General features: G+C 64.4%; 22 protein-coding genes. 10 read left to right on the top strand and 12 right to left on the bottom strand.

Annotated features, from left to right (window positions below):
- Positions 1-7: 7 nt before the first annotated feature.
- The 3 genes from J4P02_RS27705 to J4P02_RS27695 all read left to right on the top strand — a co-directional run bounded on the left by J4P02_RS27705 (position 8) and on the right by J4P02_RS27695 (position 3,714).
- Positions 8-1,135 carry a polysaccharide deacetylase family protein gene (locus tag J4P02_RS27705; protein WP_426196409.1) on the top strand — a complete coding sequence of 376 codons (1,128 nt, stop codon included), beginning with the start codon at positions 8-10 and terminating at the stop codon, positions 1,133-1,135.
- Between the two features lie 121 nt (positions 1,136-1,256).
- The gene (locus tag J4P02_RS27700) at positions 1,257-3,185 is read left to right on the top strand and encodes a RecQ family ATP-dependent DNA helicase (RefSeq protein WP_426196407.1); all 1,929 of its coding nucleotides are present in this window, start codon (positions 1,257-1,259) and stop codon (positions 3,183-3,185) included.
- Positions 3,186-3,279: 94 nt separating this feature from the next.
- Positions 3,280-3,714 (top strand): acyl-CoA thioesterase, encoded by a 435-nt coding sequence (locus J4P02_RS27695; protein WP_426196404.1) that lies wholly within the window; start codon positions 3,280-3,282, stop codon positions 3,712-3,714.
- Positions 3,715-3,738: 24 nt separating this feature from the next.
- On the opposite strand, the gene J4P02_RS27690 is transcribed toward J4P02_RS27695, so the two are convergent.
- The 3 genes from J4P02_RS27690 to J4P02_RS27680 form a co-directional block, all read right to left on the bottom strand.
- On the bottom strand, positions 3,739-4,212 hold the full coding sequence (locus J4P02_RS27690) for a YMGG-like glycine zipper-containing protein (protein ID WP_426196402.1): 474 nt from the start codon (positions 4,210-4,212) through the stop codon (positions 3,739-3,741).
- A 300-nt stretch (positions 4,213-4,512) separates the two neighbouring features.
- The gene (locus J4P02_RS27685; RefSeq protein ID WP_426196400.1) at positions 4,513-6,861 is read right to left on the bottom strand and encodes an FdhF/YdeP family oxidoreductase; all 2,349 of its coding nucleotides are present in this window, start codon (positions 6,859-6,861) and stop codon (positions 4,513-4,515) included.
- A 281-nt stretch (positions 6,862-7,142) separates the two neighbouring features.
- Positions 7,143-8,030 carry a LysR family transcriptional regulator gene (locus J4P02_RS27680; RefSeq protein ID WP_426196397.1) on the bottom strand — a complete coding sequence of 296 codons (888 nt, stop codon included), beginning with the start codon at positions 8,028-8,030 and terminating at the stop codon, positions 7,143-7,145.
- Positions 8,031-8,159: 129 nt separating this feature from the next.
- Between J4P02_RS27680 and lysM the strand changes: the two genes are divergently transcribed.
- Positions 8,160-8,600, top strand: coding sequence for a peptidoglycan-binding protein LysM (lysM, locus tag J4P02_RS27675; protein WP_426196395.1), 441 nt, complete (start codon positions 8,160-8,162; stop codon positions 8,598-8,600).
- A gap of 68 nt (positions 8,601-8,668) precedes the next feature.
- Here lysM and yrfG read toward each other — a convergent pair whose 3' ends face one another.
- Positions 8,669-9,331 (bottom strand): GMP/IMP nucleotidase, encoded by a 663-nt coding sequence (gene yrfG, locus J4P02_RS27670; RefSeq protein ID WP_426196393.1) that lies wholly within the window; start codon positions 9,329-9,331, stop codon positions 8,669-8,671.
- 154 nt (positions 9,332-9,485) lie between these two features.
- Here yrfG and nudE point away from each other — a divergent pair, with 154 nt between their 5' ends.
- Positions 9,486-10,052 carry an ADP compounds hydrolase NudE gene (nudE, locus tag J4P02_RS27665; RefSeq protein ID WP_426196391.1) on the top strand — a complete coding sequence of 189 codons (567 nt, stop codon included), beginning with the start codon at positions 9,486-9,488 and terminating at the stop codon, positions 10,050-10,052.
- An 11-nt stretch (positions 10,053-10,063) separates the two neighbouring features.
- The gene (cysQ, locus tag J4P02_RS27660; protein WP_426196516.1) at positions 10,064-10,891 is read left to right on the top strand and encodes a 3'(2'),5'-bisphosphate nucleotidase CysQ; all 828 of its coding nucleotides are present in this window, start codon (positions 10,064-10,066) and stop codon (positions 10,889-10,891) included.
- Positions 10,892-10,923: 32 nt separating this feature from the next.
- On the opposite strand, the gene J4P02_RS27655 is transcribed toward cysQ, so the two are convergent.
- From J4P02_RS27655 to rfbB, 7 genes are all read right to left on the bottom strand, one after another.
- On the bottom strand, positions 10,924-11,379 hold the full coding sequence (locus tag J4P02_RS27655; RefSeq protein WP_426196389.1) for a YiiD C-terminal domain-containing protein: 456 nt from the start codon (positions 11,377-11,379) through the stop codon (positions 10,924-10,926).
- Positions 11,380-11,416: 37 nt separating this feature from the next.
- On the bottom strand, positions 11,417-12,823 hold the full coding sequence (locus tag J4P02_RS27650; protein ID WP_426196386.1) for a sigma-54-dependent transcriptional regulator: 1,407 nt from the start codon (positions 12,821-12,823) through the stop codon (positions 11,417-11,419).
- A gap of 73 nt (positions 12,824-12,896) precedes the next feature.
- Positions 12,897-14,705 carry a sensor histidine kinase gene (locus tag J4P02_RS27645; protein WP_426196384.1) on the bottom strand — a complete coding sequence of 603 codons (1,809 nt, stop codon included), beginning with the start codon at positions 14,703-14,705 and terminating at the stop codon, positions 12,897-12,899.
- A 34-nt stretch (positions 14,706-14,739) separates the two neighbouring features.
- Entirely contained in the window at positions 14,740-15,621 is an 882-nt protein-coding gene (gene rfbD, locus J4P02_RS27640) for a dTDP-4-dehydrorhamnose reductase (protein WP_426196382.1), read from the bottom strand.
- Entirely contained in the window at positions 15,618-16,163 is a 546-nt protein-coding gene (gene rfbC / locus J4P02_RS27635) for a dTDP-4-dehydrorhamnose 3,5-epimerase (protein ID WP_426196380.1), read from the bottom strand. The genes rfbD and rfbC overlap by 4 nt, the downstream gene beginning before the upstream one ends.
- Positions 16,160-17,035 carry a glucose-1-phosphate thymidylyltransferase RfbA gene (gene rfbA / locus J4P02_RS27630; RefSeq protein WP_426196378.1) on the bottom strand — a complete coding sequence of 292 codons (876 nt, stop codon included), beginning with the start codon at positions 17,033-17,035 and terminating at the stop codon, positions 16,160-16,162. The genes rfbC and rfbA overlap by 4 nt, the downstream gene beginning before the upstream one ends.
- A complete protein-coding gene (gene rfbB, locus J4P02_RS27625; RefSeq protein WP_426196375.1) occupies positions 17,032-18,114 on the bottom strand; it encodes a dTDP-glucose 4,6-dehydratase in 1,083 nt (360 codons plus the stop codon). Before rfbB ends, rfbA begins: the two co-directional genes overlap by 4 nt.
- Before the next feature lie 235 nt (positions 18,115-18,349).
- Here rfbB and J4P02_RS27620 point away from each other — a divergent pair, with 235 nt between their 5' ends.
- The 4 genes from J4P02_RS27620 to J4P02_RS27605 all read left to right on the top strand — a co-directional run bounded on the left by J4P02_RS27620 (position 18,350) and on the right by J4P02_RS27605 (position 23,914).
- Entirely contained in the window at positions 18,350-21,268 is a 2,919-nt protein-coding gene (locus tag J4P02_RS27620; protein WP_426196373.1) for an aminotransferase, read from the top strand.
- A 209-nt stretch (positions 21,269-21,477) separates the two neighbouring features.
- Positions 21,478-22,356 (top strand): N-carbamoylputrescine amidase, encoded by an 879-nt coding sequence (gene aguB, locus J4P02_RS27615; RefSeq protein ID WP_426196371.1) that lies wholly within the window; start codon positions 21,478-21,480, stop codon positions 22,354-22,356.
- Positions 22,357-22,360: 4 nt separating this feature from the next.
- Positions 22,361-23,467 (top strand): agmatine deiminase, encoded by a 1,107-nt coding sequence (gene aguA / locus J4P02_RS27610; RefSeq protein WP_426196369.1) that lies wholly within the window; start codon positions 22,361-22,363, stop codon positions 23,465-23,467.
- A gap of 246 nt (positions 23,468-23,713) precedes the next feature.
- Positions 23,714-23,914, top strand: coding sequence for a hypothetical protein (locus J4P02_RS27605; RefSeq protein WP_426196367.1), 201 nt, complete (start codon positions 23,714-23,716; stop codon positions 23,912-23,914).
- Positions 23,915-23,970: 56 nt separating this feature from the next.
- Here J4P02_RS27605 and J4P02_RS27600 read toward each other — a convergent pair.
- The coding region (locus J4P02_RS27600; protein ID WP_163003228.1) for a transposase at positions 23,971-24,079 on the bottom strand (109 nt) is incomplete at its 5' end.

Here is a 24,079-nt window from a genome sequence, read left to right as displayed (position 1 = left end):
GGTTGTAATGCGCACTGCTGTTTTTTCCTGGTTGCTGGCGCTGTGCCTGTCCATGGGCGTGGCTCAAGCAGCTGGGCCGTTGGAGTTTGCCACCATTGATCGCAGTGGCTGGCCGAATTCCCTGACCAGCTCTGTGGAGTTCGACACCGCATCACGGGGCGAGATTCTGATGTTCGCCAAGGTCTTGCTGGCCAGCGAGGCACTGGATGAGTCGGCCCTGAAGCAGCGCCTGGGCGTGCGCCAGCTGGACCTGGCCTCGGTGAACCAGGTGCGCCAGCGCTTCTGGGAGCTGCTGCTGGAAAACTACCGCCTGGCCAGCCAGGACTGCGACGGCGCGCCGTTCTGCCCACCGGTGCGCAACCTGGGGGACCTGCGCCAGCTGGCGGCCGGTTTCACCGGCGACAGCAAAGCCACCTACGGCGCCTGGGCCGAGGCCAGCGCGCGCTTTCATCAGCAGTACCTGCACGAGCAGCTGCGGCTGGCGGCGCTGTTTCCCAGCGTCAGCAGCGAGATCCGGCGCATGGCCCCGGCCGAGCACCTGGGCGATGAACTGGCGGACCGCCAGTTCCTGCTGACCTTTGATGACGGTCCGAGCCCGCGGGATGGACGTACGGATCAATTGCTGGAGGTGCTGCGTGCCGAGGATCTGCACGGCCTGTTCTTTGTCCTGGGGGACTCGTTCCAGGCGCGCTTGAACCAGTCGTCGGAGGTGCAGATGCGCGGCCTGTACGACGGCCAGTGCGTGGGCATACACGGCTGGGAACATAAATCCCATGCGTCGTGGGGCGAATGGCAGAACTCGGTAATCCATAGCGCTAACCTGGCCAGCCGTACCCTGGCGGATGCATACCAGCCGCTGTTTCGACCGCCCTACGGGCAACGGCGCAGCGACAGTGCCGGGTTCTTCAAGGCCCAGGGCATGCAGCTGATGCTGTGGAACATCGACTCCCAGGACTGGAGCAAGAAGGTCAGTGCCACGGCCGCCGCCCAGCGGGTACAGACCCTGATGCTGCTCTGGCGCCGGGGCATCATCCTGTTCCATGACACCCACGCCAAGGCGGCGCTGGCGGTGCCGGCGCTGCTGGATGGCAACCGCTACAACGGCGTGCAGTGGCTGGACTGCCGGAGCCTGTAGATGCGGGTTCGCCAGCCCTGGCGGTAGCATCCGGTAGTGGATTTTCCGCGACCTTTTCTCGAACTGCCGCGCCGTCCCGCTAGTCTTCAGGCTCAGGTCGGCGGTCCCAGGAGTGACCCTTATGCACAGCACCCTCGAACAGGTCTTCGGTTATCCACAGTTCCGTCCGGGCCAGGAAGCGGCCATCAGCGCGGTGCTGGCCGGGCGCTCGGCGGCGGCGATCTTTCCCACGGGGTCGGGCAAGTCGCTGTGCTATCAATTGCCGGCGCTGCTGTTGCCGCACCTGACCCTGGTGGTGTCGCCACTGTTGGCGCTGATGCAAGACCAGCTGGCCTTTCTCCAGCGTCATGGCATTGCCGCGGCCAGCATCGATTCGGCCCAGGGCCGGGATGAAGCCAACCAGGTCATGGCCCGTGCCCGTTCCGGGGAACTGAAGATCCTGATGATCTCGGTGGAGCGCCTGAAGAACGAACGCTTTCGTCACTTCCTGCAGCAGGTGCCCCTGTCCCTGCTGGTGGTGGACGAGGCCCACTGCATTTCCGAATGGGGCCACAATTTCCGCCCCGATTACCTGAAGCTGCCGGACTACCAGCGCCAGTTCAATATTCCCCAGGTGCTGCTGCTGACGGCCACCGCAACCCCCAAAGTGATCGCCGATATGCAGGCCAGGTTTGCCATCGAGGAGAGGGATGTAGTCACCACCGGCTTCTACCGACCCAACCTCAAGCTGCTGGTGGAGCCGGTGCGTGGCGCCGATAAGCGTCGGCGCCTGGTGCAGTGGCTGGGGGAGCGGGCCGGGCAGCCGAGCATTGTCTACGTGACCCTGCAGAAGACCGCCGAGCAGGTTGCCGAGCACCTGAGCCAGCAGGGCATCGCCGCCGAGGCTTATCACGCCGGCCTGCCCCATGAGCAGCGCGAGTCGATCCAGCGGCGGTTCATGGCAGGGCATAGCCACTGCATAGTCGCCACCATTGCCTTCGGCATGGGCATCGACAAGAGCGATATCCGCAATGTGCTGCACTTCGATTTGCCCAAGTCCATCGAGAACTACAGCCAGGAAGTCGGTCGTGCCGGGCGCGATGGCCAGCCATCGGACTGCCTGGTGCTGGCCAACCGCGACAGCCTCAACGTGCTGGAAAACTTCGTCTACGGCGACACTCCGGAACTGAGCGGCATTCGCTGTGTGCTGGAGGAATTGCAGGCGTCGGCGCCCGAGGGGCAATGGGAGTTTCTGCTTGGGCCCCTGGCGGACCAGAGCAATATTCGCCAACTGCCGCTCAAGACCCTGCTGGTGCAGCTTGAATTGCGCGGCCTGATCGCGCCGCGTTACGCCTATTTCGCCGAGTACCGCTTCAAGCTGCTGCTGGAGCCCGAGGTGCTGCTGGCGCGTTTCGAAGGCGAGCGCCGGGACTTCGTGGCCGCCATCCTCCATACCTCGAGCCGGGCCCGGACCTGGGCCACGGTGAACTTCGAGGCGCTTTACGAGCAGTACCAGGCGCCGCGCAGCCGAGTGGTCAAGGCCCTGGATTATTTCCAGGAACAGGGCTGGGTGGAGCTGGAAAGCAAGCAGATGACCGAGGTCTACAGCCTGTTGCAGACCGACTTCGACGCCTCGGTGTTGAGTGCCGAGCTGCATGCCTATTTCACTCGGCACGAGGGCAGCGAGATCGCACGGATTCACGCCATGCTCGATCTGTTCGCCAGCGAGCAGTGCCTGAGCCAGCGCCTGGCGCAGTATTTTGGCGACCAGCAGGTGCCGCAGGCCTGCGGGCATTGTTCGGTGTGCGAGGGCCGGGTGGCGCGCTTGCCGGAGCCGCCGGCATTGCCCGCGCTTGTGGATAAGAATTTCGATCAACTGTGCGGCGAATTTATCCACAGGCACCAGCAGCACACGGGCGATGTGCCCGAGGCGCAACGCCTGACGCGTTTTCTCTGCGGAATCAGCGTGCCGCTGTTCACCAAGCTCAAGGCCCGCAGCATCCGTGGCTTTGGTGCCCTGGAAGACTACCCCTACGCCGCGGTGCGCCAGTGGTGCCAGGCCCAAGGCTGATATCCGTGGCCCTTGCCCAGGCTTAACCGTCTGCGGTGAAATGCTGGGCGATCGACCGATCGCCTTGCCTGCAATCGATGGGAGACCCGCCCTGATGTCCGAGCTTATGCCGCAACGCGGTGACTACCGCCATTTCCAGCCGATCCTCACGCGCTGGCACGACAATGACGTCTACGGTCATGTGAACAACGTCACCTACTACAGCTTCTTCGACACGGCGGTGAACACCTACCTGATCGAACAGGGCGGCCTGGATATTCATGACGGCGAGGTGGTGGGATTCGTGGTCAGTTCCGCGTGCGATTACTTCGCCTCAATCGCCTTTCCCGAGCGTATCGAGATCGGCCTGCGGGTCGGCAAGCTGGGCAACAGTTCGGTGCAGTACGAGTTGGCGGTGTTCAAGGCGGGGGAAGCGGATGCTTGTGCGGCGGGGCGTTTTGTCCACGTGTTCGTGGATCGGCGGTCGAACCAGCCGGTGCCCATTCCGCCCGCATTGCGAGCGGCCCTGGAGCACCTGCTGGTCGGTTGACCGCCTGGATCGGCAGCGGCTGAATCAGTCGCGCCAGTGGCGATGCTTGCGATGCCCGTAGGCATGGCCACGGCCACGATGGCCGTCGCGGTAGTAGCGGCGGTCGTCGCGGCCACGGTAGTCGCGATCTTCCCGGGCGCTTTCATTGCCCATGTAGTTGCCCAGCGCGCCGCCGGCGCCACCGCCCGCCGCGGCACCGATCAGGCTGCCGGTGTTGCCGCCCATGCTGCGGCCCACCACGTTGCCGCCGGCCGCACCCAGGGCGCCACCAATGGCCGCCTGGCCACGGCTGCGCTTGTCGGCACCCACCGCACTGCCGCCTGCGCCACCCAGGGCCGCGCCGATGGCCGAACCGGTATTGCCGCCGAGCTGCTGGCCGACCACCGAGCCTAGAACCCCGCCCAATGCGCCGCCCACACCTGCTTCAGTGGTGCCACCGGCAGAGGCGAAGCCGCTGACCAGGCCAAGGGACAACAAGAGAATCGAGGAGAACTTCATGGGGGAACCTCAAAGGGATGACGGCGCGATCCTGAGGCTTGTAGCAGGGTGCTTACAAACGAAATCCGACGAATAGCACGAGTTGTACACAATCGCGTAACTTATTGTTTTTAGGGCGGAACTTAACTGCTTTTCGCCGGTCTTTAGCTACTTCGGAACGGCTGCTTTTTTGCAAAAGCGGCCTTTTTTGTGCCTGCGATTCAGCCCCGTGGGGAGGCGTTCGCCGGCAAGCCGGCTCCTACGCTTCCTGTGCTAGCTGTAGGAGCTGGCTTGCCAGCGAAGAGGCCCTCAAGCCAGGAGTCAGGCCGAGCGGGCCATGATCAGGCCATTGTCGCTGGCCGCTTCCAGGCGGATGGCGATGAACTTCGAGGTCGGGGTGTGGCTGCCGTCGCCAGTGCTTTCCAGCGGCACCAGGGGGTTCACTTCCGGATAGTAGGCCGCGGCCTGGCCGGCCGGGATATCGAATGCCAGCAGGGTGAAGCCCTTGACCCGGCGCTCGCGGCCATCATCCCAGAGCGAGACGATATCGGCCTTCTGCCCCGGCTTGAAGCCCAGGCGGATGATGTCCGCCTCGTTGGCGAACAGCACGTCGCGCTGGCCCTTGACCCCGCGGTAGCGGTCATCGAGGCCATAGATGGTGGTGTTGTACTGGTCGTGGGAGCGCATCGACTGCAGGATCAGGTCCGGCAGTTGGCCGGTGGCCCGGGTGCGCTCGTGGATCAGGTCCTTGGGCAGCCGATTGGCGCGGAAGTTGGCGCGCCCCGAAGGGGTGTTCCACTGCCGGGCGCCAGCGCTGTTGCCCAGGTAGAAACCGCCCGGGTGCTTGAGCCGTTCGTTGAAGTCCTTGAAACCGGGAATGGTGTCGGCGATCAGGTCGCGGATGCGCCCGTAATCCGCCGCCAGCCAGTTCCAGTCCACCGGCTTGCTGCCCAGGGTGGCGGCGGCGATACCGGCGAGAATCCATGGCTCGGAGCGCATCTGCGACGACAGCGGCTGCAACTGGCCATTGGAGGCGTGGACCATGCTGAACGAGTCTTCCACGGTCACCGCTTGCGGGCCGCCGGCCTGCTGGTCGATGTCGGTGCGGCCCAGGCACGGCAGGATCAGGGCGTCCTTGCCGTGGGCCAGGTGACTGCGGTTGAGCTTGGTGCTGATCTGCACCGTGAGGTCGCAGTTGCTCAGGGCCTGGAAGGTGCGCTGGCTGTCCGGGGTGGCTTGGGCGAAGTTACCCCCCAGGCCGATGAAGACCTTGGAGCGGCCATCGAGCATGGCGTGGATCGCCTCGACCACGTTGTGACCGTTGTCCCGCGGCACCTTGAACTGGAAGCGCCGCTCCAGGGCGTCGAGGAAGGCCACCGGCGGCCGCTCGTTGATGCCCATGGTGCGGTCGCCCTGCACGTTACTGTGGCCGCGTACCGGGCACAGGCCGGCACCGGGCCGGCCGAGGTTGCCGCGCAACAGCATCAGGTTGGCGATTTCCTGGATGGTGGCCACCGAGTGGCGATGCTGGGTGATGCCCATGGCCCAGCACATGATCACGTTCTTGCCCTTGGTGTACATGCGCGCGGCTTGTTCGATCTCCCCCAGGGTCAGGCCCGACTGCTCGACGATCTGCTCCCAGGGGGTGTCGTCGATGCTGCCCAGGTAGTCGAGCACCTGGGCGGTGTGGGCATTGAGGAAGTCGTGGTCGAACACCGATTCGGTGCCGGCGTTCTGCGCCTCGCGTTCCCATTGCAGGAGGAACTTGGCCATGCCCCGCAGCAGCGCCATGTCGCCGCCCAGGGCCGGGCGGAAGTAGGCGGTGTTGGTCGGGCGATTGCCGTTGGTGAGCATCTCGATGGGGCTCTGCGGGTGCTGGAAACGTTCCAGGCCGCGCTCTTTCAGTGGGTTGACGCACACCACCTGGGCGCCGCGCTTCACCGCTTCGCGCAGGGGTTCGAGCATCCGCGGGTGGTTGGTGCCGGGGTTCTGGCCCCAGACGAAGATTGCGTCGGCGTGTTCGAAGTCATCGAAGGTCACGGTGCCCTTACCGACCCCGACGCTTTGCGCCAGGGCCACGCCGCTGGCCTCGTGGCACATGTTCGAGCAGTCGGGGAAATTGTTGGTGCCGTAGGCGCGCACGAACAGCTGGTACAGGTAGGCCGCCTCGTTGCTGGCCCGGCCCGAGGTGTAGAACTCGGCCATGTCCGGGCTGGGCAGGTTGTGCAGGTGCTTGGCGATCAGGCTGAAGGCGTTTTCCCAGCTGATGGGCTGGTAGCGGTCGGTGTCGGCGTTGTAGCTCATGGGCTCGGTCAGCCGGCCCTGGTATTCAAGCCAGTAGTCGCTCTGCTCCAGCAGCGAGGTGACGCTGTGCTTGGCGAAGAAGGCCGCGTCCACCCGGCGCTTGGTGGCCTCCCAGTTCACTGCTTTGGCGCCGTTCTCGCAGAATTTGACCATGCCGCTTTCCGGCGAGTCGCCCCAGGCGCAGCCCGGGCAGTCGAAGCCGCCGTTCTGGTTGGTCTTGAGCATCATGCGGATGTTCTTCAGCGCGTTGTCGCTGGTCAGCCAGGCCTGGGCCACGCTGATCAGGGCTCCCCAGCCACCGGCCGGACCCTTGTAGGGCTTGTAGCGGGCCACGGGTTTCTGATCGGCTTGGTGGTGTGTACTCACAGGGGATTCTCCATCGCGGGGCTGTGGGCCCGCGGCGCACAGTTGTGCGGCAGGTGGGCAAGTTGAGGCGGAGCGGGCGCGGCCGGAACACGGCCAGGCTGTGGCCATCCGCTAATGCACGCTCAAGGTTGCTGTGGGGCGGGCTGGCGTCGAGCGCGGTTGCAGGGATGGCGGGGCTGGCGGTGCCCTTGAGGGGCCAGTGGCACATTGGGGCCCAAGCCTAAGCGCGGCAATCTGTCGCGTCTAATTGCTAGTACTGATCTATTGATAGATGGCGTCGATCAGGGCTTGCCGAGAAATTCCTGGTAGAGGGCGAAGCAGGCTTGCGCCAGGGCCGAGCGCGGCGCGCTGCGGCGCATGATCAGGCCCAGGCGGGCCAGGGTCTGGGCATCGCTGATGGGTTGCAGGCGCAGGTGCTCGGTCAGCACCTCCAGGCCGCTGTCCAGGGGCAGCACCGCGCAGCACAGGCCACCGTGGACCAACTGCACCAGCTGATGCACGGCATCGGTCTGCAACAGCGGCTGCGGTTGCAGCCCGCGAATATGGAAGTGATGGTCGATGGACTGGCGAAAATGCATGCCGCTGGTGAGCAGGCCCAGGGGCAGTTCGGTCAGTGCTTCCCAGCTCAATGGCTGCTCGCCGAAGCTGAAATGCCGCTGGTCATAGAGCAGGCCCATATGGGTTGCCTCCAGGGGCAGGGAATCGAAGTGTTCACTGTCCAGGCGCTCCAGGTAGGACACCCCCAGGTCCAGGCGATTGCTCGCCAGTTGCTCGAGGATCTGCTCCGAACTCAGGGCGCACAGCTCGAAGCGTAGGTTCGGGTGCTCGGCATGCAGGCGTTGCAGCAGCGGTGAGGGGTCGAAGTTCGACAGTGGCACCACCCCCAGGCGCAGGGTGCCGGCCAGGTTGCCGCGGCAGGCGGCGGCTTCGGCCAGCAGGCCGTCGTAGGCGGTGAGCACGCTGCGGGCCCAGGCCAGCACCCGTTCCCCGGGCGCGGTAAAACCCTCGAAGCGCTGGCCGCGATTGACCAGCGGCAGTTCGAGCTCTTCCTCGAGATTGCGCAGGCGCATGGACAGGGTCGGCTGGGTGATGTGGCAGCGGGCGGCGGCCTGGCCGAAGTGGCGGGTTTCATCCAGGGCGACGAGGAATTTCAGCTGCTTGATGTCCATCGTCGCTCCCGGGTGGCAAAAGGCCGGGATTCTACCGCGCTGGCCCGGCCTTGGGTCACGGGGGAACCTCATTCGGCGGGACTGGTCTAGTCTTTCGCGTCCGGACCCAACAACCAAGGAGTGTGCGACATGAGTATTTTCAGCTTTGTGAAAGAAGCCGGTGAAAAACTGATCGACCTGCTGACCCCGGGCAATGCCAATGCCAGCGAGCAGCTCAAGGAACACATCGCCAAGGTCGGCTTGGGCAACCCCAATGTCCAGGCCAGGGTCGAAGGTGACAAGGTCATAGTCACGGGGGAAGTGGCGACACAGGAAGAGAAGGAAAAGATCCTCCTGGCCCTGGGCAATATCGCCGGAGTCGGCAGCGTCGAGGACCAGATCAGCGTCAGCGGCCCGGTGGTGGTCTCGGCGGTATTCGTCACGGTGAAGAAGGGCGACACCCTGAGCGCCATCGCCAAGGTGCAGTACGGCGACGCCAACAAGTACAACAAGATCTTCGAGGCCAACAAGCCGCTGCTGTCGCACCCGGACAAGATCTACCCGGGCCAGGTGCTGCGTATTCCTGAATGAGCGGTGCTCTTCGCGGGCCAGCCCGCTCCTACACAACCTCGTAGGAGCGGGCTTGCCCGCGAAAGGCTTCACAGCCCTTCAAGCAACTTCCGGTAATCCCCCACCGCCGCGAACTCCGCCGTGTCCTTCGGCCCTTTGCGGCTATCGGGCTGGCTCACCGCCAGCAATTGCCCCACGCCAAAATCCCGCGCACTGCGCAGGATCGGCAGGGTGTCGTCGATAAACAGGCTGCGGGCCGGGTCGAAGCGGATATCGGCTTGCAGCGCATCCCAGAACTGCGGGCTCTCCTTGGGAAAGCCGTAGTCGTGGGAGCTGATCAGGCGTTCGAAGTAGGGCGCCAGTTCGATCCGCTCCAGCTTCAATGACAGGGAATCACGGTGCGCGTTGGTGATCAGGATCACCCGCTTGCCGGCCTGTTTGATGGCCGCAAGAAAGGTGTCGGCATCCGGGCGCAGGGCGATCAGGTGCGCGGTTTCGAGCTTCAGCTCGCGCACCGGCAGCTTCAGCTCGGCGCTCCAGAAATCCAGGCAATACCACTGCAACCGACCGGCGTTACGCTCGAACAAGGGTTGCAGTTCCAGCTCGGCCATGGCCCGGCTGACGCCGTGCAGCTCGGCGTAGCGCTGGGGCAGGTGCTCCAGCCAGAAATGGTTGTCGTAGTGCAGGTCCAGCAGGGTGCCGTCCATATCCAACAGGACGGTATCGATATCGCGCCAGGGCAGCAGGGCCATTGAACACTTCTCCAGCGGCAGTAGAACCGCCCTGAACAGAGCGGTCACACGCAGTAAACAATAGGCCGGCGACTGGGCCCGTGCAGCACTAATCTGCAACCCAGTCGCCGGCCAACAGGCTGTATAGTAACCCGCCATCGCCAAGGAGCCCGCTATGCGCCAGAAACCCACCGTACTCGCCCGCGAGATCGTCGCCACCAGTCGTCTGTTCTGTGTCGAAGAGGTGCAGTTGCGGTTCGCCAATGGCGTGGAGCGCACCTATGAGCGGCTGGTGGGCAAGGGCGCAGGTTACGGCGCGGTGATGGTGGTGGCCATGCTCGACGCCGAGCACGCGGTGCTGGTGGAGGAGTACTGCGGTGGCACCGATGCCTACGAGCTGTCCCTGCCCAAGGGCCTGATCGAGCCGGGCGAGGACGTGTTGGCGGCGGCCGAGCGCGAGCTCAAGGAAGAGGCCGGGTTCGGCGCCCGGCAGCTGGAGCACTTGACCGAGCTGTCGCTGTCACCGGGCTACATGAGCCAGAAGATCCAGGTGGTGCTGGCCAGCGATCTGTATGAAGAGCGCCTGGAGGGCGACGAGCCCGAGCCGATGCGGGTCGACAAGGTCAACCTGCGGGACCTTTCCAGCCTGGCGCAAAACCCTCAATTCAGCGAAGGCCGAGCCTTGGCCGCGCTGTACCTGACCCGCGACCTGCTGAGCCAGCGTGGAGTCTTTCCTGCATGAGCACCGTATCGATGAATTTTCCCCATCCCTTGCTGGCTCCGGTGGTCGAGCTGGCGTTGCGCGCCGGAGAGGCGATCCTGCCGTTCTGGCGTGCTGAAGTGGCAGTCGAGCACAAGGCCGACGCCTCGCCGGTGACTGCCGCCGACCTGGCTGCGCACCATTTGATCGTGGCTGGCCTGAAGGCACTGGACCCGAGCATCCCGGTGCTCTCCGAAGAGGACGCCGACATCCCCCAGGCCACTCGCGCCGCCTGGCAGCGCTGGTGGCTGGTGGACCCGCTGGATGGCACCAAGGAATTCATTTCCGGCAGTGAAGAGTTCACCGTCAATATCGCTCTGATCGAGCAGGGGCGGGTGGTGTTCGGCGTGGTGTCGATGCCGACCAATGGCCGTTGCTACCTCGGCGGTGCCGGCCTTGGCGCCTGGCGCCAAGACCCGGGACAAGCGCCGCAGGCGATCCGCGTGCGCGAGCAGCCGAGTGCCGGTGAAGCATTCACCGTGGTGGCCAGCCGCCGACATTCGAGCCCGGAGCAGGAGCATTTGCTCAGTGGCTTGAGCGCGGCCCTGGGTGAGCTGCAACTGGCCAATATCGGCAGTTCGCTGAAGTTCTGCCTGCTGGCCGAAGGTGCAGCGGATTGCTATCCACGCTTGGCGCCCACGTCCCAGTGGGACACGGCGGCGGCCCAGGGTGTGCTCGAAGGGGCGGGTGGCGAAGTGCTGGACCTGATGGGCGCGGCGTTCTGCTACCCGCCGCGGGAGTCGTTGCTCAATGGCTTCTTCCTGGCGTTGCCGGCCAAGGCGCCGTGGCGCGGCAAGCTGCTGGAGCTGGCCCGCGGCTGATCGCCCGGCCAGCGCCTACAGGGGGCTGGCTTCTAGCGGTGCAGCACGTACTGGCCGGCGAAGCGCACGGCGTCCTCGTCGCTGCCGGCGTTCACCACCCGGGTGTGCAAGGTCAGGCGAGCACGGCCGTAGCGCTGGTACATCGACAGGAATTTCTTCCAGACCTTGTCATCAGGCGCCGCGCAGATCGCCACGGCATCGCCGGTGACCGGCAGCGGATAGCTGATCTGGCCTTCCTGGATGACGATATGCCCGTCATCGATCCCCTCCTCCTTGAGCCGCAGGTGCAGCCAGCCCCAGCCGGCCAGCACCGCACCGCAATACAGGCTGCCGCCGAACATGGTGCTCTTGTGGTTGACGTTGGCCTCCAGGGGCAGTTGCAGGCGCAGTTGCTGCGCCTGCCAGTCGACTACCTTCAGGCCCATGTCCCGGGTCAGGGGGATGTCGTGATGGAGGATGGATTCCAGGTATCGACTGTCGCGGTTCATGCACGGGCCTCAAGGGTCAGGGGATCACGGGTGCGGCTTATTCGGACTCATCGCCGGGGTGGCTGGCGCCGCCGTCGGCAAAACTCAAACCATGCTTGCGCAGCTTGTCGTGCAGGGTCTTGCGGGGAATGCCCAGGGCTTCGGCGAGGCTGCGCATGGAGCTGTGAGGCTGCGCCAGTTCGGCGGCGATCAGCGACTTTTCGAAGTGCTCCACCTGTTCGCTCAAGCCGCCGACGATCAGGCTCGGGGCGTTAGTGGCGACCTGCTCGGGGTGGTTGTGGTCCAGGGCCAGTTCCAGGCCCAGGGCGAAGCGCTCGGCGGCATTCTGCAGTTCGCGCACGTTGCCCGGCCAGTCGTGACGCAACAGCAATGCACGGTGCCCGGGCTGCAGTTCCTGGGGCGGCAGGCCATGGCGCGTGGCGGCCTCGTCGGCGAAGTGCTGGAACAGCATCAGCGCATCCTCGCCGCGCTCGCGCAGCGGTGGAATGCGCAGCGGTGCAACGTTCAAGCGGTAGTAGAGGTCGGCGCGAAAGCGTCCCTGGTCGGCGGCTTGGCGCAGGTCTTCCTTGGTGGCGGCGATGATGCGGATATCCAGCGGGATCTGCTGGTTGCCCCCCAGGCGCTCCACCACCCGCTCCTGCAGCAGGCGCAGCAGCTTGACCTGCACATCCAGGCTCATGCTCTCGATTTCATCGAGGAACAAGGTGCCGCCATTGGCGAATTCGAACTTGCCGATGCGGCGTTTCTGCGCGCCGGTGAAGGCCCCTGGCTCGTGGCCGAACAGCTCGCTTTCCACCACCGACTCCGCCAGGGCCCCGGCATTGATCGCCACGAACGGCCCGTTGCGTCGCGGTGACAGGTCGTGCAGGGCACGGGCCACCACCTCCTTGCCGGCACCGGTTTCACCAAGAATCAGCACATCGGCGCGGGTCGCGGCCAGGGCGCCGATCTGCTGGCGCAGGCGCAGCATCGGCGCCGACTGGCCCACCAGCCGGGCACTGAGTTCCTGGCGGTCGCTCAAGGCCAGGCGCAGGCTGCGGTTGTCCAGCACCAGGCGCCGCCAGTCCAGGGCGCGACGCACGCTGTCCAGCAGGGCATCACTGGCGAAGGGCTTTTCCAGGAAGTCATAGGCGCCGGCACGCATGGCCTGCACCGCCAGGGGCACGTCGCCGTGGCCGGTGATCAGCAACACCGGCAGTTCCGGGTCCTGGGCGTGCAACTGCTCGAGCAGTTCCAGGCCGTCGATGCCGGGCATGCGGATATCGCTGACCACCACCCCGGGCCAGTCCCGCTCCAGGCGCGGCGCCAGGCCCTGGGCCTCGGCCAGGGACAACACCTTGAGCCCGGCCAGGTCCAGGGTCTGGCTCAGGGCCTGGCGCAGGTGCGGGTCGTCATCGATCAGCACCACTTGCAACTGCGGGTCGAGGGTATCGGGACGGCTCATCGGTCACTTTCCAGAGAGGGTATGGTCGGCGCTGCCGCACCGGTTGTGATGGCTAGCAGGCTGCCTACGTACCTCATACGCCGCGATCCTCGGAGGGCTGCAGGTTGACCCCGGGCGCCCCGGCGCGCAGACGCAGGGTGATCAGCGCGCCGCCTTCGCGATGGTTGGCGAACGACAGCTCACCGCCGAAGGCACGCATCAGGGTGTCGCAAATCGCCAGGCCCAGGCCCAGGCCCTGGGTGCGTGTCTTGGTGGTGTAGAACGGCTCTCCGGCGCGGCCCAGGGCTTCCATGCAGAAGCCCGGGCCGTTATCGCGGATGTACAGGTTGACGCCGCTGGCAGTGGATTCGGCACTCAGCCAGAGTTTGCGCGGCGGGCCCTTTTCGGTCAGGGCATCCAGGGCGTTGGCCAAGAGGTTGCCCAGCACCTGGCGCAGGCGGGTTTCCCCGGCCTGGACCCACAGGGTGGCAGCCGGCAGGTCGCGGATCAGTTCCACTTCCATGGCCCGTCGGCGCTTGGCCAGCAGCGCCAGGGCATCGTCCAGGGCCGGTTGCAGGGCGACGCTTTCCGGGGCGTGGTGATCGCGCCGGGCGAAGGCCCGCAGGTGGGCGATGATCGAGGCCATGCGGCCGGTCAGCTCGCTGATTAGCTTGAGGTTGCCGCGGGCGTCATCGGTGCGTTGGTGGTCCAGCAGCACCTCGGCGTTTTCCGCATAGCTGCGGATCGCCGCCAGGGGCTGGTTGAGCTCGTGGCTGATGCTTGCCGACATGGTGCCCAGGGCCGAGAGCTTGCCGGCCTGGACCAGGTCGTCCTGGGCGCGCACCAGTTCCTGCTGGGCGGTCTCGCGCTCCAGCACTTCCTGTTTCAGGCGTCGGTTGAGGCTCTCCAGGTCGCTGGTGCGTTCGGCCACGCGGCGCTCCAGTTCTTGCCGGGCCTTGGCCTCGAAGGCGATTCGCTCCAGGTAGTGACGGCGGCGCTGCATCATCAGCCCGAGCAGCAGCATCAGCACCAGCAGCGTGGCGGCGCCCACCGCCACCACGGTACGCACCGGGCGGTCGATCAGGGTGCGCGGGGCGAGGATGCTGACGTTCCAGCCGGTTTCCTCGATCTGCTGGGTCTGGGTCAGCCAGGCATCGGGGTTGAGGTTCAGCGGGCGAGGGTCGCGGGTCGGGTAGGGCTGGATGGCGACTATCGCCTGGCGCTCCTCGGCGCTCAGCGGCCGGGTCGCGCGAAAGCGCCATTCCGGGCGTGAGGTGAGGATCACCACGCCGTTGTGGTCGGTCATCAGCAGCTGTTCCGGGGTCTTGCCCCACAGGCTTTCGGTGTGGTCCAGGTCGACCTTGACCACCAGTACGCCGAGGATGCGCTCGCCATCGCGGACTGCGGCGGCGAAGAAATAGCCGCGCTTGGCCGAGGTGGTGCCCAGGCCGAAGAAGCGTCCCAGGCGCCCGGCCATGGCTTCGCTGAAGTAGGGGCGGAAGGCGAAGTTGCGGCCGACGAAACTGTCGTGCTTGTCCCAGTTGGAGGCCGCCAGGGTGTTGCCGCTGGTGTCCATTAGGTACATGACCTCGGCGCCGCTCTGGGCGCTGATGTTCTTCAGCAGGCGGTTGGCGTTGCCCTGGGTCACGCCGTCGTCCGGCGCGCCCAACACCGCGCGCAGGGCCGGCAGGTCGCCGAGGATCTGTGGCAGCACTTCATAGCGGTGCAAGGTGCCCAGCAGGTTGGCCACGTAGAGGTCGAGGGTCTGGCGGTTCTGGCTGGTCAGTTCGTTGCGGTAGTAGCGCTCGGCCAGGTGTTCCAGTGGCCACAGCAGCGGCGCCAGGCACAGGGCCAGCAAGGCCAGGCTGCGCCAGCGGGGACGACGGGGAAGGGCTGTGGTCATGGAAAAAGCGCCTGTGGATACAGGCGCATTATGCCTAGCCCTGCTCGGCAAGACACTCGCGCAATGCGCTGTGCCACTCGGCTTGGGTCACGCCCCACTCGCGCGCCAGGCGGCTGCAGTCGAGGCGCGAATTCAGTGGCCGCGGTGCCGGCGTCGGGTAGGCGCTGGAGGGGATGGCTTCCAGCACCGCGCACGGTTTGTCCAGTGCCAGCAGCTGTTCGCCGATGGCCTGGGCAAAGCCGAACCAGGAGGTCTCGCCCTGGGCCGTGAGGTGGTAGGAACCCCAGGCGCCGGGGTTGCCGGCCAGCCAGCGCTGGATCAGCGCCCGGGTGCTGATGGCGATGGTGCCGGCCCAGGTCGGGGCGCCGATCTGGTCGGCCACCACCCGCAGCTCCGGTTTTTCCTGCAGCAGGCGTTGCATGGTCAGCAGGAAGTTCTTGCCATGGCTGGAGTAGACCCAGCTGGTGCGCAGGATCAGGTGCTGCCCCTGGACCAGGTTGATCGCCCGTTCCCCGGCCAGCTTGCTCTGGCCATAGACGCTCAGCGGGTTGGGCTCGTCATCCTCCACGTAGGGCCCGTCCTTGCGGCCATCGAAGACGTAGTCGGTGGAGTAGTGGATCAGCGGTACGCCCAGGGTCGCTGCTTCCTGAGCGAGGATCCCGGGGGCGACGGCATTGATCGCGAACGCCAGTTCCGGCTCGCTTTCGGCTTGATCGACGGCGGTGTGCGCGGCGGCGTTGATGATCAGGCCCGGGCGCAGGCTGCGCACCTGCTGGCGGATCTGTTCCGGATGGCTCAGGTCCAGCTGGTCGCGACCCAGGACCACAAGCTCGCCGAGGTCGCCAAGGCGCTGTCGCAGCTCGCGGGAGAGTTGGCCGTGCTGGCCGTTGATCAGGATTTTCAAGGGCGGGTTCATGGGAACAGGTCGGCCTCGTTCAGGCTCTTGCCATTCTGGTCCTTGGCGGAAAGCGTTGGCGTCCCTTCCAGTTGCCAATCGATCGCCAGGGTCGGATCGTCCCAGCGGATACAGCGCTCCGCGGACGGCGTGTAGTAATCGGTGGTTTTATAGAGAAATTCGGCGAAATCGCTAAGCACCACGAAACCGTGGGCAAAGCCCTCGGGAATCCAAAATTGGCGGTTATTGGCAGCAGACAGGCGGACGCTGGCCCACTGGCCGAAGCTGGGAGACCCACGACGGATATCCACAGCCACATCCAGCACCTCGCCGGCAATCACCCGCACTAGCTTTCCTTGAGCGTGTTCGATCTGATAATGCAGGCCACGTAGAACGTTCTTGGCTGAGCGCGAGTGATTGTCCTGGACGAACTGCTTGTTCAGGCCAGTGGCTTCTTCGAATGCCTTGGCATTGAAACTCTCGTAGAAAAACCCGCGCTCGTCGCCGAATACCTTGGGTTCGATGATCAGCACACCTGGAAGGTTCGTCTGGATGACATTCATGCAGGCTCTCCGGCCAGGGTGAAAAGGTACTGGCCATAGCCGGTCTTGCCGAAGTAGGCCGCGCGCTCAAGCAGGTGCTCACGGCTGATCCAGTTGTTCTCGTAGGCGATCTCTTCCAGGCAAGCGACTTTCAGGCCCTGGCGGTGCTCGATGGTCTGCACATACTGTGAGGCTTCCAGCAGGCTGTCGTGGGTGCCGGTATCGAGCCAGGCGAAGCCGCGGCCGAAGCGTTCCACTTGCAGGTCGCCACGCTTGAGATAGACATTGTTGACGTCGGTGATCTCCAGCTCGCCGCGAGGCGAAGGCTTGACCGCCTTGGCGATCTGCACCACGTCGTTGTCATAGAAGTACAGGCCGGTGACGGCATAGCTTGACTTCGGCTTCTTGGGCTTTTCCTCGATGGACAGCGCCCGGCCTTCGTGGTCGAAGTCGATGACTCCGAAGCGTTCCGGGTCCTTGACCCAGTAGCCGAACACCGTGGCCCCGGAATTGCGCTTGGCGGCCTTGCGCAACTGTTCGCCAAAGTACTGACCGTGGAAGATGTTGTCGCCGAGGATCAGGCACACCGGGTCGTTGCCGATGAACGCCTCGCCAATCAGGAAGGCCTGGGCCAGGCCATCCGGCGACGGCTGCTCGGCGTAGTTGAAGCGCACCCCGAACTGGCTGCCGTCACCCAGCAGGTTGCGGTACTGCGGCAGGTCATGGGGAGTGGAGATGATCAGGATGTCCTGGATTCCGGCCAGCATCAGCACCGAGATCGGGTAGTAGATCATCGGTTTGTCGTAGATCGGCAGCAGTTGCTTGGATACGCCGAGGGTGATGGGGTGCAGGCGGGTGCCGGAGCCGCCCGCCAGAACAATGCCTTTAATCATGCAATCAGATCCTTGATGTCGGTGGAACCCAGGCGTTGGCCCTGGTAGCTGCCGTCCTGTACGCGGCGGCACCACTCGAGGTTTTCCATGTACCACTGCACGGTCTTGCGCAGGCCAGTGGTGAAGGTTTCTTCCGGTACCCAGCCCAGCTCACGCTCGATCTTGCCGGCATCGATGGCATAGCGCAGGTCGTGGCCGGGGCGGTCCTGGACGAAGGTGATCAGGTCAGCGTAATGCGCCACGCCCTGGGGTTTTTCCGGAGCCAGCTCTTCCAGCAGGCTGCAGATGCCGCGCACTACATCGATATTCTTCTGCTCGTTGTGGCCGCCGATGTTGTAGGTCTCGCCGACCTTGCCTTCTGTCACCACCTTGAACAGGGCCCGGGCGTGATCCTCGACATACAGCCAGTCGCGCACTTGCAGGCCATTGCCATAGACCGGCAACGGCTTGCCCGCCAGGGCATTGAGGATCACCAACGGGATCAGCTTCTCGGGGAAGTGGAACGGGCCGTAGTTGTTAGAGCAGTTGGTGATCAGCACCGGCAGGCCGTAGGTGCGTTGCCAGGCGCGGACCAGATGGTCGGATGCCGCCTTGCTGGCGGAGTAGGGCGAGCTGGGGGCATAGGGTGTGGTTTCGGTGAACAGGTCGTCGACGCCATGCAGGTCGCCGTAGACCTCGTCGGTGGAGATATGGTGGAAACGGAACGCCGCCTTCTCCGCCTCCGGTAGTTTGTGCCAGTAGGCGCGGGTGGCTTCCAGCAGGCTGTAGGTGCCGACGATATTGGTCTGGATAAAGTCCGATGGCCCATCGATGGAGCGATCGACATGGGATTCCGCTGCCAGATGCATGATGGCATGGGGCTGGAACCGCGCCAGTACAGCACTGACCGTGGCCTGGTCGACGATATCGGCCTTGACGAATTCGTAGCGGCTGTTGCTGGCGATGCTGTGCAGCGATTCCAGGTTGCCGGCGTAGGTCAGCTTGTCCAGGTTGAGTACTTCGTGTTCCGTGTTCTGGATCAGATGGCGGACCAGGGCCGAGCCGATAAAACCGGCTCCGCCAGTAACGAGAATGCGCATGTGAGGTGGCCTGTGTCCTTGAAAACGGTCATTTACCGTAAAAATGCAGCATAGCTTGTCGGCAACAAGCCCCTGGTGCAATAGGCATAAGCAGTGGGTTCGACTACAAGCTGTCGGATATTCTGCAAACCGAAGTTTATCGCAGACCAGGGTCTTGTCTCGACTACCTTGCAGTTGCGCATTGCTTTGGAGGATGGCGATATAGGCGCCCTATAACAATTCCAGGGGTCGTTGTATGTTGCTCGCCACCTTGATCCACCGCGCCAGTCTGCCCAGCCCGCAAGTCACCGCCCAGCAGGCGCAGGAACTGCTGCAAAGCCACTACGGCCTGCAGGGCAGCCTGCATTCCCTGGGTAGCCAGCAGGACCTCAACTTCCGTGTCGACAGCCCCCAGGGCCGGTTTGTCCTGAAGATCTGCCGAGGCGACTACTCGACCCTGGAGTTGCAGGCGCAGCATGCCGGCCTGGGGCATCTGCAGCAGCATCCCGAATTGCGGGTACCCAGGGTCATCCCGGCCAGCAACGGCGCCGACCTGCTGTCCCTGGAGATTGCCGGGCAAGCGCTGCACGTACGCCTGCTGGACTATATCGACGGCCGTTCCCTGACCCACCTGCCGCATCTGGGTGTTGAGCTGGTGGCGGGCCTGGGGCGGTTGTGCGCAGAAATGGACCGGGCCCTGGCAGACTTCGACCATCCGGGGCTCGAGCGCACCCTGCAATGGGATGCCCGGCACGCCCAGGCCCTGATTCGGCATCTGTTGCCGGTCATCCAGGACCCGCAGCAACGCGCCCTGCTCGCCGACAGCGCCGAGCGTGCCGAGCGGCGCCTGCAACCGCTGCTTGGGCAATTGCCAGTGCAGGCCATCCACATGGACATCACCGACGACAATGTGGTCTGGCAGCGCGATGCCGCCTGCCACTGGCAGTTGCAGGGGGTGATAGATTTCGGCGACCTGGTCCGCACCTGGCGCATCACCGACCTGTCGGTCACCTGCGCCGCGCTGTTGCATCACGCCGAGGGCGATCCGCTGCGCATCCTGCCGGCGATCCAGGCCTACCATCAGGTCAATCCGCTGCAGCGGGCCGAGCTGCTGGCACTCTGGCCCTTGATCGTGGCCCGGGCCGTGGTGCTGGTGCTCAGTGGCGAGCAGCAGGTCGGCATCGATCCGGGCAATGACTATTCGCGGGCCAACCTTGCGCACGAGTGGGAGATCTTCCGGGTCGCCAGCTCGGTGCCCTTCGAGTTGATGGAAGCGGCCATTCTCAGCGCCGTCGGGGAGTCGTTGCCGGCCATCGACAGTACGGGTTTCGCGCCCCTGCTGCCGAGCCTGGTGGGCCGCGAGTTCGCCCTGATCGACCTGGGGGTGCTCAGTGCGCATTTCGAGGCTGGCAACTGGGAGCAACCGGGAATCGATGATCGCCTGCTGGCCGAGGCCGGCGCCGCCCATGGCCTGGCCGCCAGTCGCTATGGCCAGTACCGCCTGTCCCGTACGCGTCCCGACAGTGCCCTGGAACCCGAGACCTGCCCACTGCACGTGCAATTGCAGGTGCCGACGGGGACGACACTGGAGGCGCCGTTCGCCGGTGTGCTGCAGCGTGGTGCCAGCGGCCTGCTGCGTCTGGATGGCCCGGCACTGAGCCTGCACCTGTGGGGCGTCGAACCCTCGCTGCAGCCCGGGGCCGCCCTGGTCAAGGGCCAGGTGCTGGGGGCGGTGGCTGCTGATGGCCGGCTGCAGGTGCAACTGTGCCGTGTGGCGCAGCTCGATCCTCCGCTGTTTTGCAGCGCTTCCCGGGCCGCGGCCTGGCAGGCCTTGTGCCCGTCTCCGGCGGCCTTGCTGGGGCTGGCCTGCGATGCCGAGCCGGAAGTGGATGCCCAGGCCCTCTTGCAGCGGCGCGACGCCAGTTTTGCCCGCACGCAGAAGCACTACTACGTCGATCCGCCGCGGATCGAGCGTGGCTGGCGCAATCATCTGATCGATATGCAGGGGCGTTCCTACCTGGACATGCTCAACAACGTTGCGGTGCTCGGCCACGGTCATCCACGCATGGCCGCCGAGGCGGCGCGGCAGTGGTCGCTGCTCAATACCAACTCGCGTTTCCACTATGCGGCGGTCACCGAGTTCTCCGAGCGCTTGCTGGCCCTGGCGCCGGACTCCATGGACCGGGTGTTTCTGGTCAACAGCGGCACCGAGGCCAACGATCTGGCAATCCGCCTGGCCTGGGCCTACAGCGGCGGGCGCGACATGCTCAGCGTGCTGGAGGCCTATCACGGCTGGTCGGTGGCGGCCGATGCGGTGTCCACCTCCATTGCCGACAACCCCCAGGCGCTCACCAGCCGCCCGGACTGGGTGCACCCGGTGACCGCGCCCAACACCTATCGAGGCGAATTCCGCGGGCCCCACAGCACCGCGCAATACCTGCAGAGCGTCGACCAGCAGTTGCACCAGCTGGATGAGCAGGGCCGCCAGCTGGCCGGGTTCATCTGCGAGCCGGTATATGGCAACGCCGGGGGCATCTCCCTGCCACCGGGTTACCTGAAGGAGGTCTATGAGCGGGTACGGGCCCGTGGCGGGGTGTGCATCGCCGATGAGGTCCAGGTGGGTTACGGGCGCATGGGCGAGTTTTTCTGGGGCTTCGAAGAACAGGGCGTGGTGCCGGACATCATCACCATGGCCAAGGGCATGGGCAACGGCCAACCCCTGGGCGCGGTGATCACCCGGCGCGAGATCGCCGAGGCGCTGGAGGCTGAGGGCTACTTCTTCTCGTCGTCCGGCGGCAGCCCGGTCAGTTGCCGCATCGGCATCGCGGTGCTGGAGGTGATGCAGCAAGAGGGGCTCTGGGAAAATGCCCGGGTGGTGGGCGAGCACTTCCGGCAGCGCCTGGAGGGGCTCAAGGCACTGCATCCACTGGTGGGCGCGGTGCACGGTTCCGGGTTCTACCTGGGCCTGGAACTGATCCGTGATCACCAGACCCTGGAGCCGGCCACCGAGGAAACCGCGCTGCTGTGCAATCGCCTGCGGGAGCTGGGAATCTTCATGCAGCCCACCGGCGACTACCTGAACATTCTCAAGATCAAGCCGCCGATGGTCACCACCCGGCAGAACGTGGATTTCTTCGTCGACATGCTGTCCAGGGTGCTGGGCGAAGAGCTCTAGGCATCTCCTCCCTTGCGCCGGCAAGCCGGTTCCTACAGGGCATTGTAGGAGCCGGCTTGCCGGCGATTGCATTGATCATTAATTCGATTGTTATCGGCTTTAAGTCGAATATTTATTGTTCAGTGCATATTATTCGCTTCTAAAGCCGATATTTATCGGATATAAAGTGGCCATTGTCATCGACCGTATCCATGTCCGGGAGTTGTTCCATGAGCCGTATCGTTACCGTCGCCGCTACCCAGATGGCCTGTTCCTGGGACCTTGAGGCCAACCTTGAACGTGCCGAAAGGCTGGTCCGCGAAGCCGCCGCCAAGGGCGCGCAGATCATCCTGATCCAGGAGCTGTTCGAGGCGCCGTACTTCTGCCAGAAGCCCAATCCGGACTATCTGCAATTGGCCACCTCGGTGGATGGCAATGCCGCCATCGCGCATTTCCAGAAGGTCGCCCGGGAGCTGCAGGTGGTGTTGCCCATCAGCTTCTACGAGCGCTCCAACCGCGCGCGTTTCAACAGCATCGCCATCATCGATGCCGACGGCAGCAACCTGGGGATTTATCGTAAAAGCCATATTCCGGACGGCCCCGGCTACCACGAGAAGTACTACTTCAACCCGGGCGATACCGGCTTCAAGGTGTGGAACACCCGCTACGCCAAGATCGGCGTGGGCATCTGCTGGGACCAGTGGTTCCCCGAATGTGCCCGCAGCATGGCGTTGCAGGGCGCGGAGCTGCTGTTCTACCCCACCGCCATTGGCAGCGAGCCTCACGATGCGAGCATCTCCTCCCGTGATCACTGGCAGCGTGTGCAGCAGGGCCATGCCGGCGCCAACCTGATGCCGCTGATCGCCAGCAACCGCATCGGCAACGAAGAGCAGGACGGCTACGACATCACCTTCTACGGCTCGTCGTTTATCGCCAATCAGTTCGGCGAGAAGGTTCAAGAGCTCAACCAAAGCGAAGAAGGTATCCTTGTGCACAGCTTCGACCTCGACGAGCTCGAGCACATCCGCAGCGCCTGGGGCAGTTTCCGTGACCGTCGTCCGAACCTCTATGGCGCGCTGAAAACCCTCGACGGTTCCCTGGAGTCCTGAACACATGAGTATTTTGCACAGCACGCCGCGCGCCGACGGTTTCTACATGCCGGCCGAGTGGGCGACCCAGACCCAGGCCTGGATGATCTGGCCCGAGCGTCCGGACAACTGGCGCCTGGGCGGCAAGCCGGCCCAAGCCGCCCATGCCGCGGTGGCCAAGGCCATCGCGCGCTTCGAACCGGTGACCGTGGCGGTGTCCGCCGCCCAGTATGAAAATGCCCGGGCGCGCCTGGATGTACCCAATATCCGCATCGTGGAAATGTCCAGCGACGATGCCTGGGTGCGCGACACCGGTCCGACCTTCGTGATCAACGACAGCGGCGAAGTACGCGGCGTGCACTGGGGCTTCAATGCCTGGGGCGGTTTCGAGGGCGGCTTGTATGCGCCGTGGAACCGTGACGAACAGGTGGCCAGCAAGGTGCTGGAAATCGAGCGTTGCCAGGAGTACCGCACCGAGGGTTTCGTGCTCGAAGGCGGCTCGATCCACGTCGATGGCGAAGGCACCCTGATCACCACCGAGGAATGCCTGCTCAACCACAACCGCAACCCGCACCTGACTCGCGAACAGATCGAGGCGGTGCTGCGTGAGCAACTGTCGGTGCAGCAGATCGTCTGGCTGCCGGACGGCCTGTACAACGACGAAACCGACGGCCATGTGGATAACTTCTGCTGCTACGTGCGCCCGGGCGAAGTGCTGCTGGCCTGGACCGACGATCCCCAGGACCCCAATTTCCCTCGCTGCCGGGCAGCCATGCAGGTGCTGGAAACCACCCTCGACGCCAAGGGCCGTGCCTTCAAGGTGCACAAGATGCCAATCCCCGGCCCGCTGTATGCCACCGAGGAAGAATGTGCCGGCGTCGACGCGGTGCAAGGCAGTCAGGAGCGCAATCCATCGGTGCGCCTGGCGGGTTCCTACGTGAACTTCCTGATCGTCAATGGCGGGATCATCGCCCCGAGTTTCGACGACCCCATGGATGAACCGGCCAAGGCGATTCTGCAGCAGCTGTTCCCCGAGCATGAAGTGGTGATGGTGCCGGGGCGCGAACTGTTACTGGGGGGCGGCAACATCCATTGCCTTACCCAGCAACAACCTGCCGGGCGACGGGTTTGAGTGCCGATGTAACAAAAATGGTCGGATGTTTGACGTAGTTCGAACCGCGGGAATTTCGCCGGTTTGCACAAGGCCCGCAGCCTAGACAGGTTGCGGGCTTTTTTATGGCCGTATGTCGGCGCGTATCCCACGTTGGCATAGCTCTTGTATCTGCCCAGCGGTGATTCTGAGACATGGAGAACTTTGTTGTTCTGTCATAAACCTTGGATAAGTTAGGTCGCTCAGGAACCAGGAGAGAGCGCTGCAATGAATAGGGTCAGCGAGCGGGCATCGCATCCCTTGGCAATGAGCAACGAGTCGCTGCGGGTTCTGGTGCAATGGTTGAAGTCCAATGGAACGCGTCAGATCAGGGAACCTGATCCGCGCCGGATCATCATTGAACGTTACCCCGCTGGGTTGCTCAGCGAGGCCGAACTGCACGCTTTGTGGGATGTGGTGAAAGGATAGAAAGACAACGGATTGTAAAAAGCGCTGCCAGGATGGCAGCGCTTTTTTTTGGTTCTTCACGGATTACCGGGAAAGACGCTCTTGATCTTCATAAAAAAGAATTCGCTATCCCGGTAACCGTACGCCATCCGTTTGATGACCTTTATTCGATTGTTTATCCCTTCC

Source organism: Pseudomonas sp. NFXW11 (genome assembly GCF_049887815.1).
Classification (GTDB): domain Bacteria; phylum Pseudomonadota; class Gammaproteobacteria; order Pseudomonadales; family Pseudomonadaceae; genus Aquipseudomonas.
The sequence above is the reverse complement of the archived record's forward strand: the minus strand, read 5'-3'. Positions and strand labels throughout refer to the sequence as shown.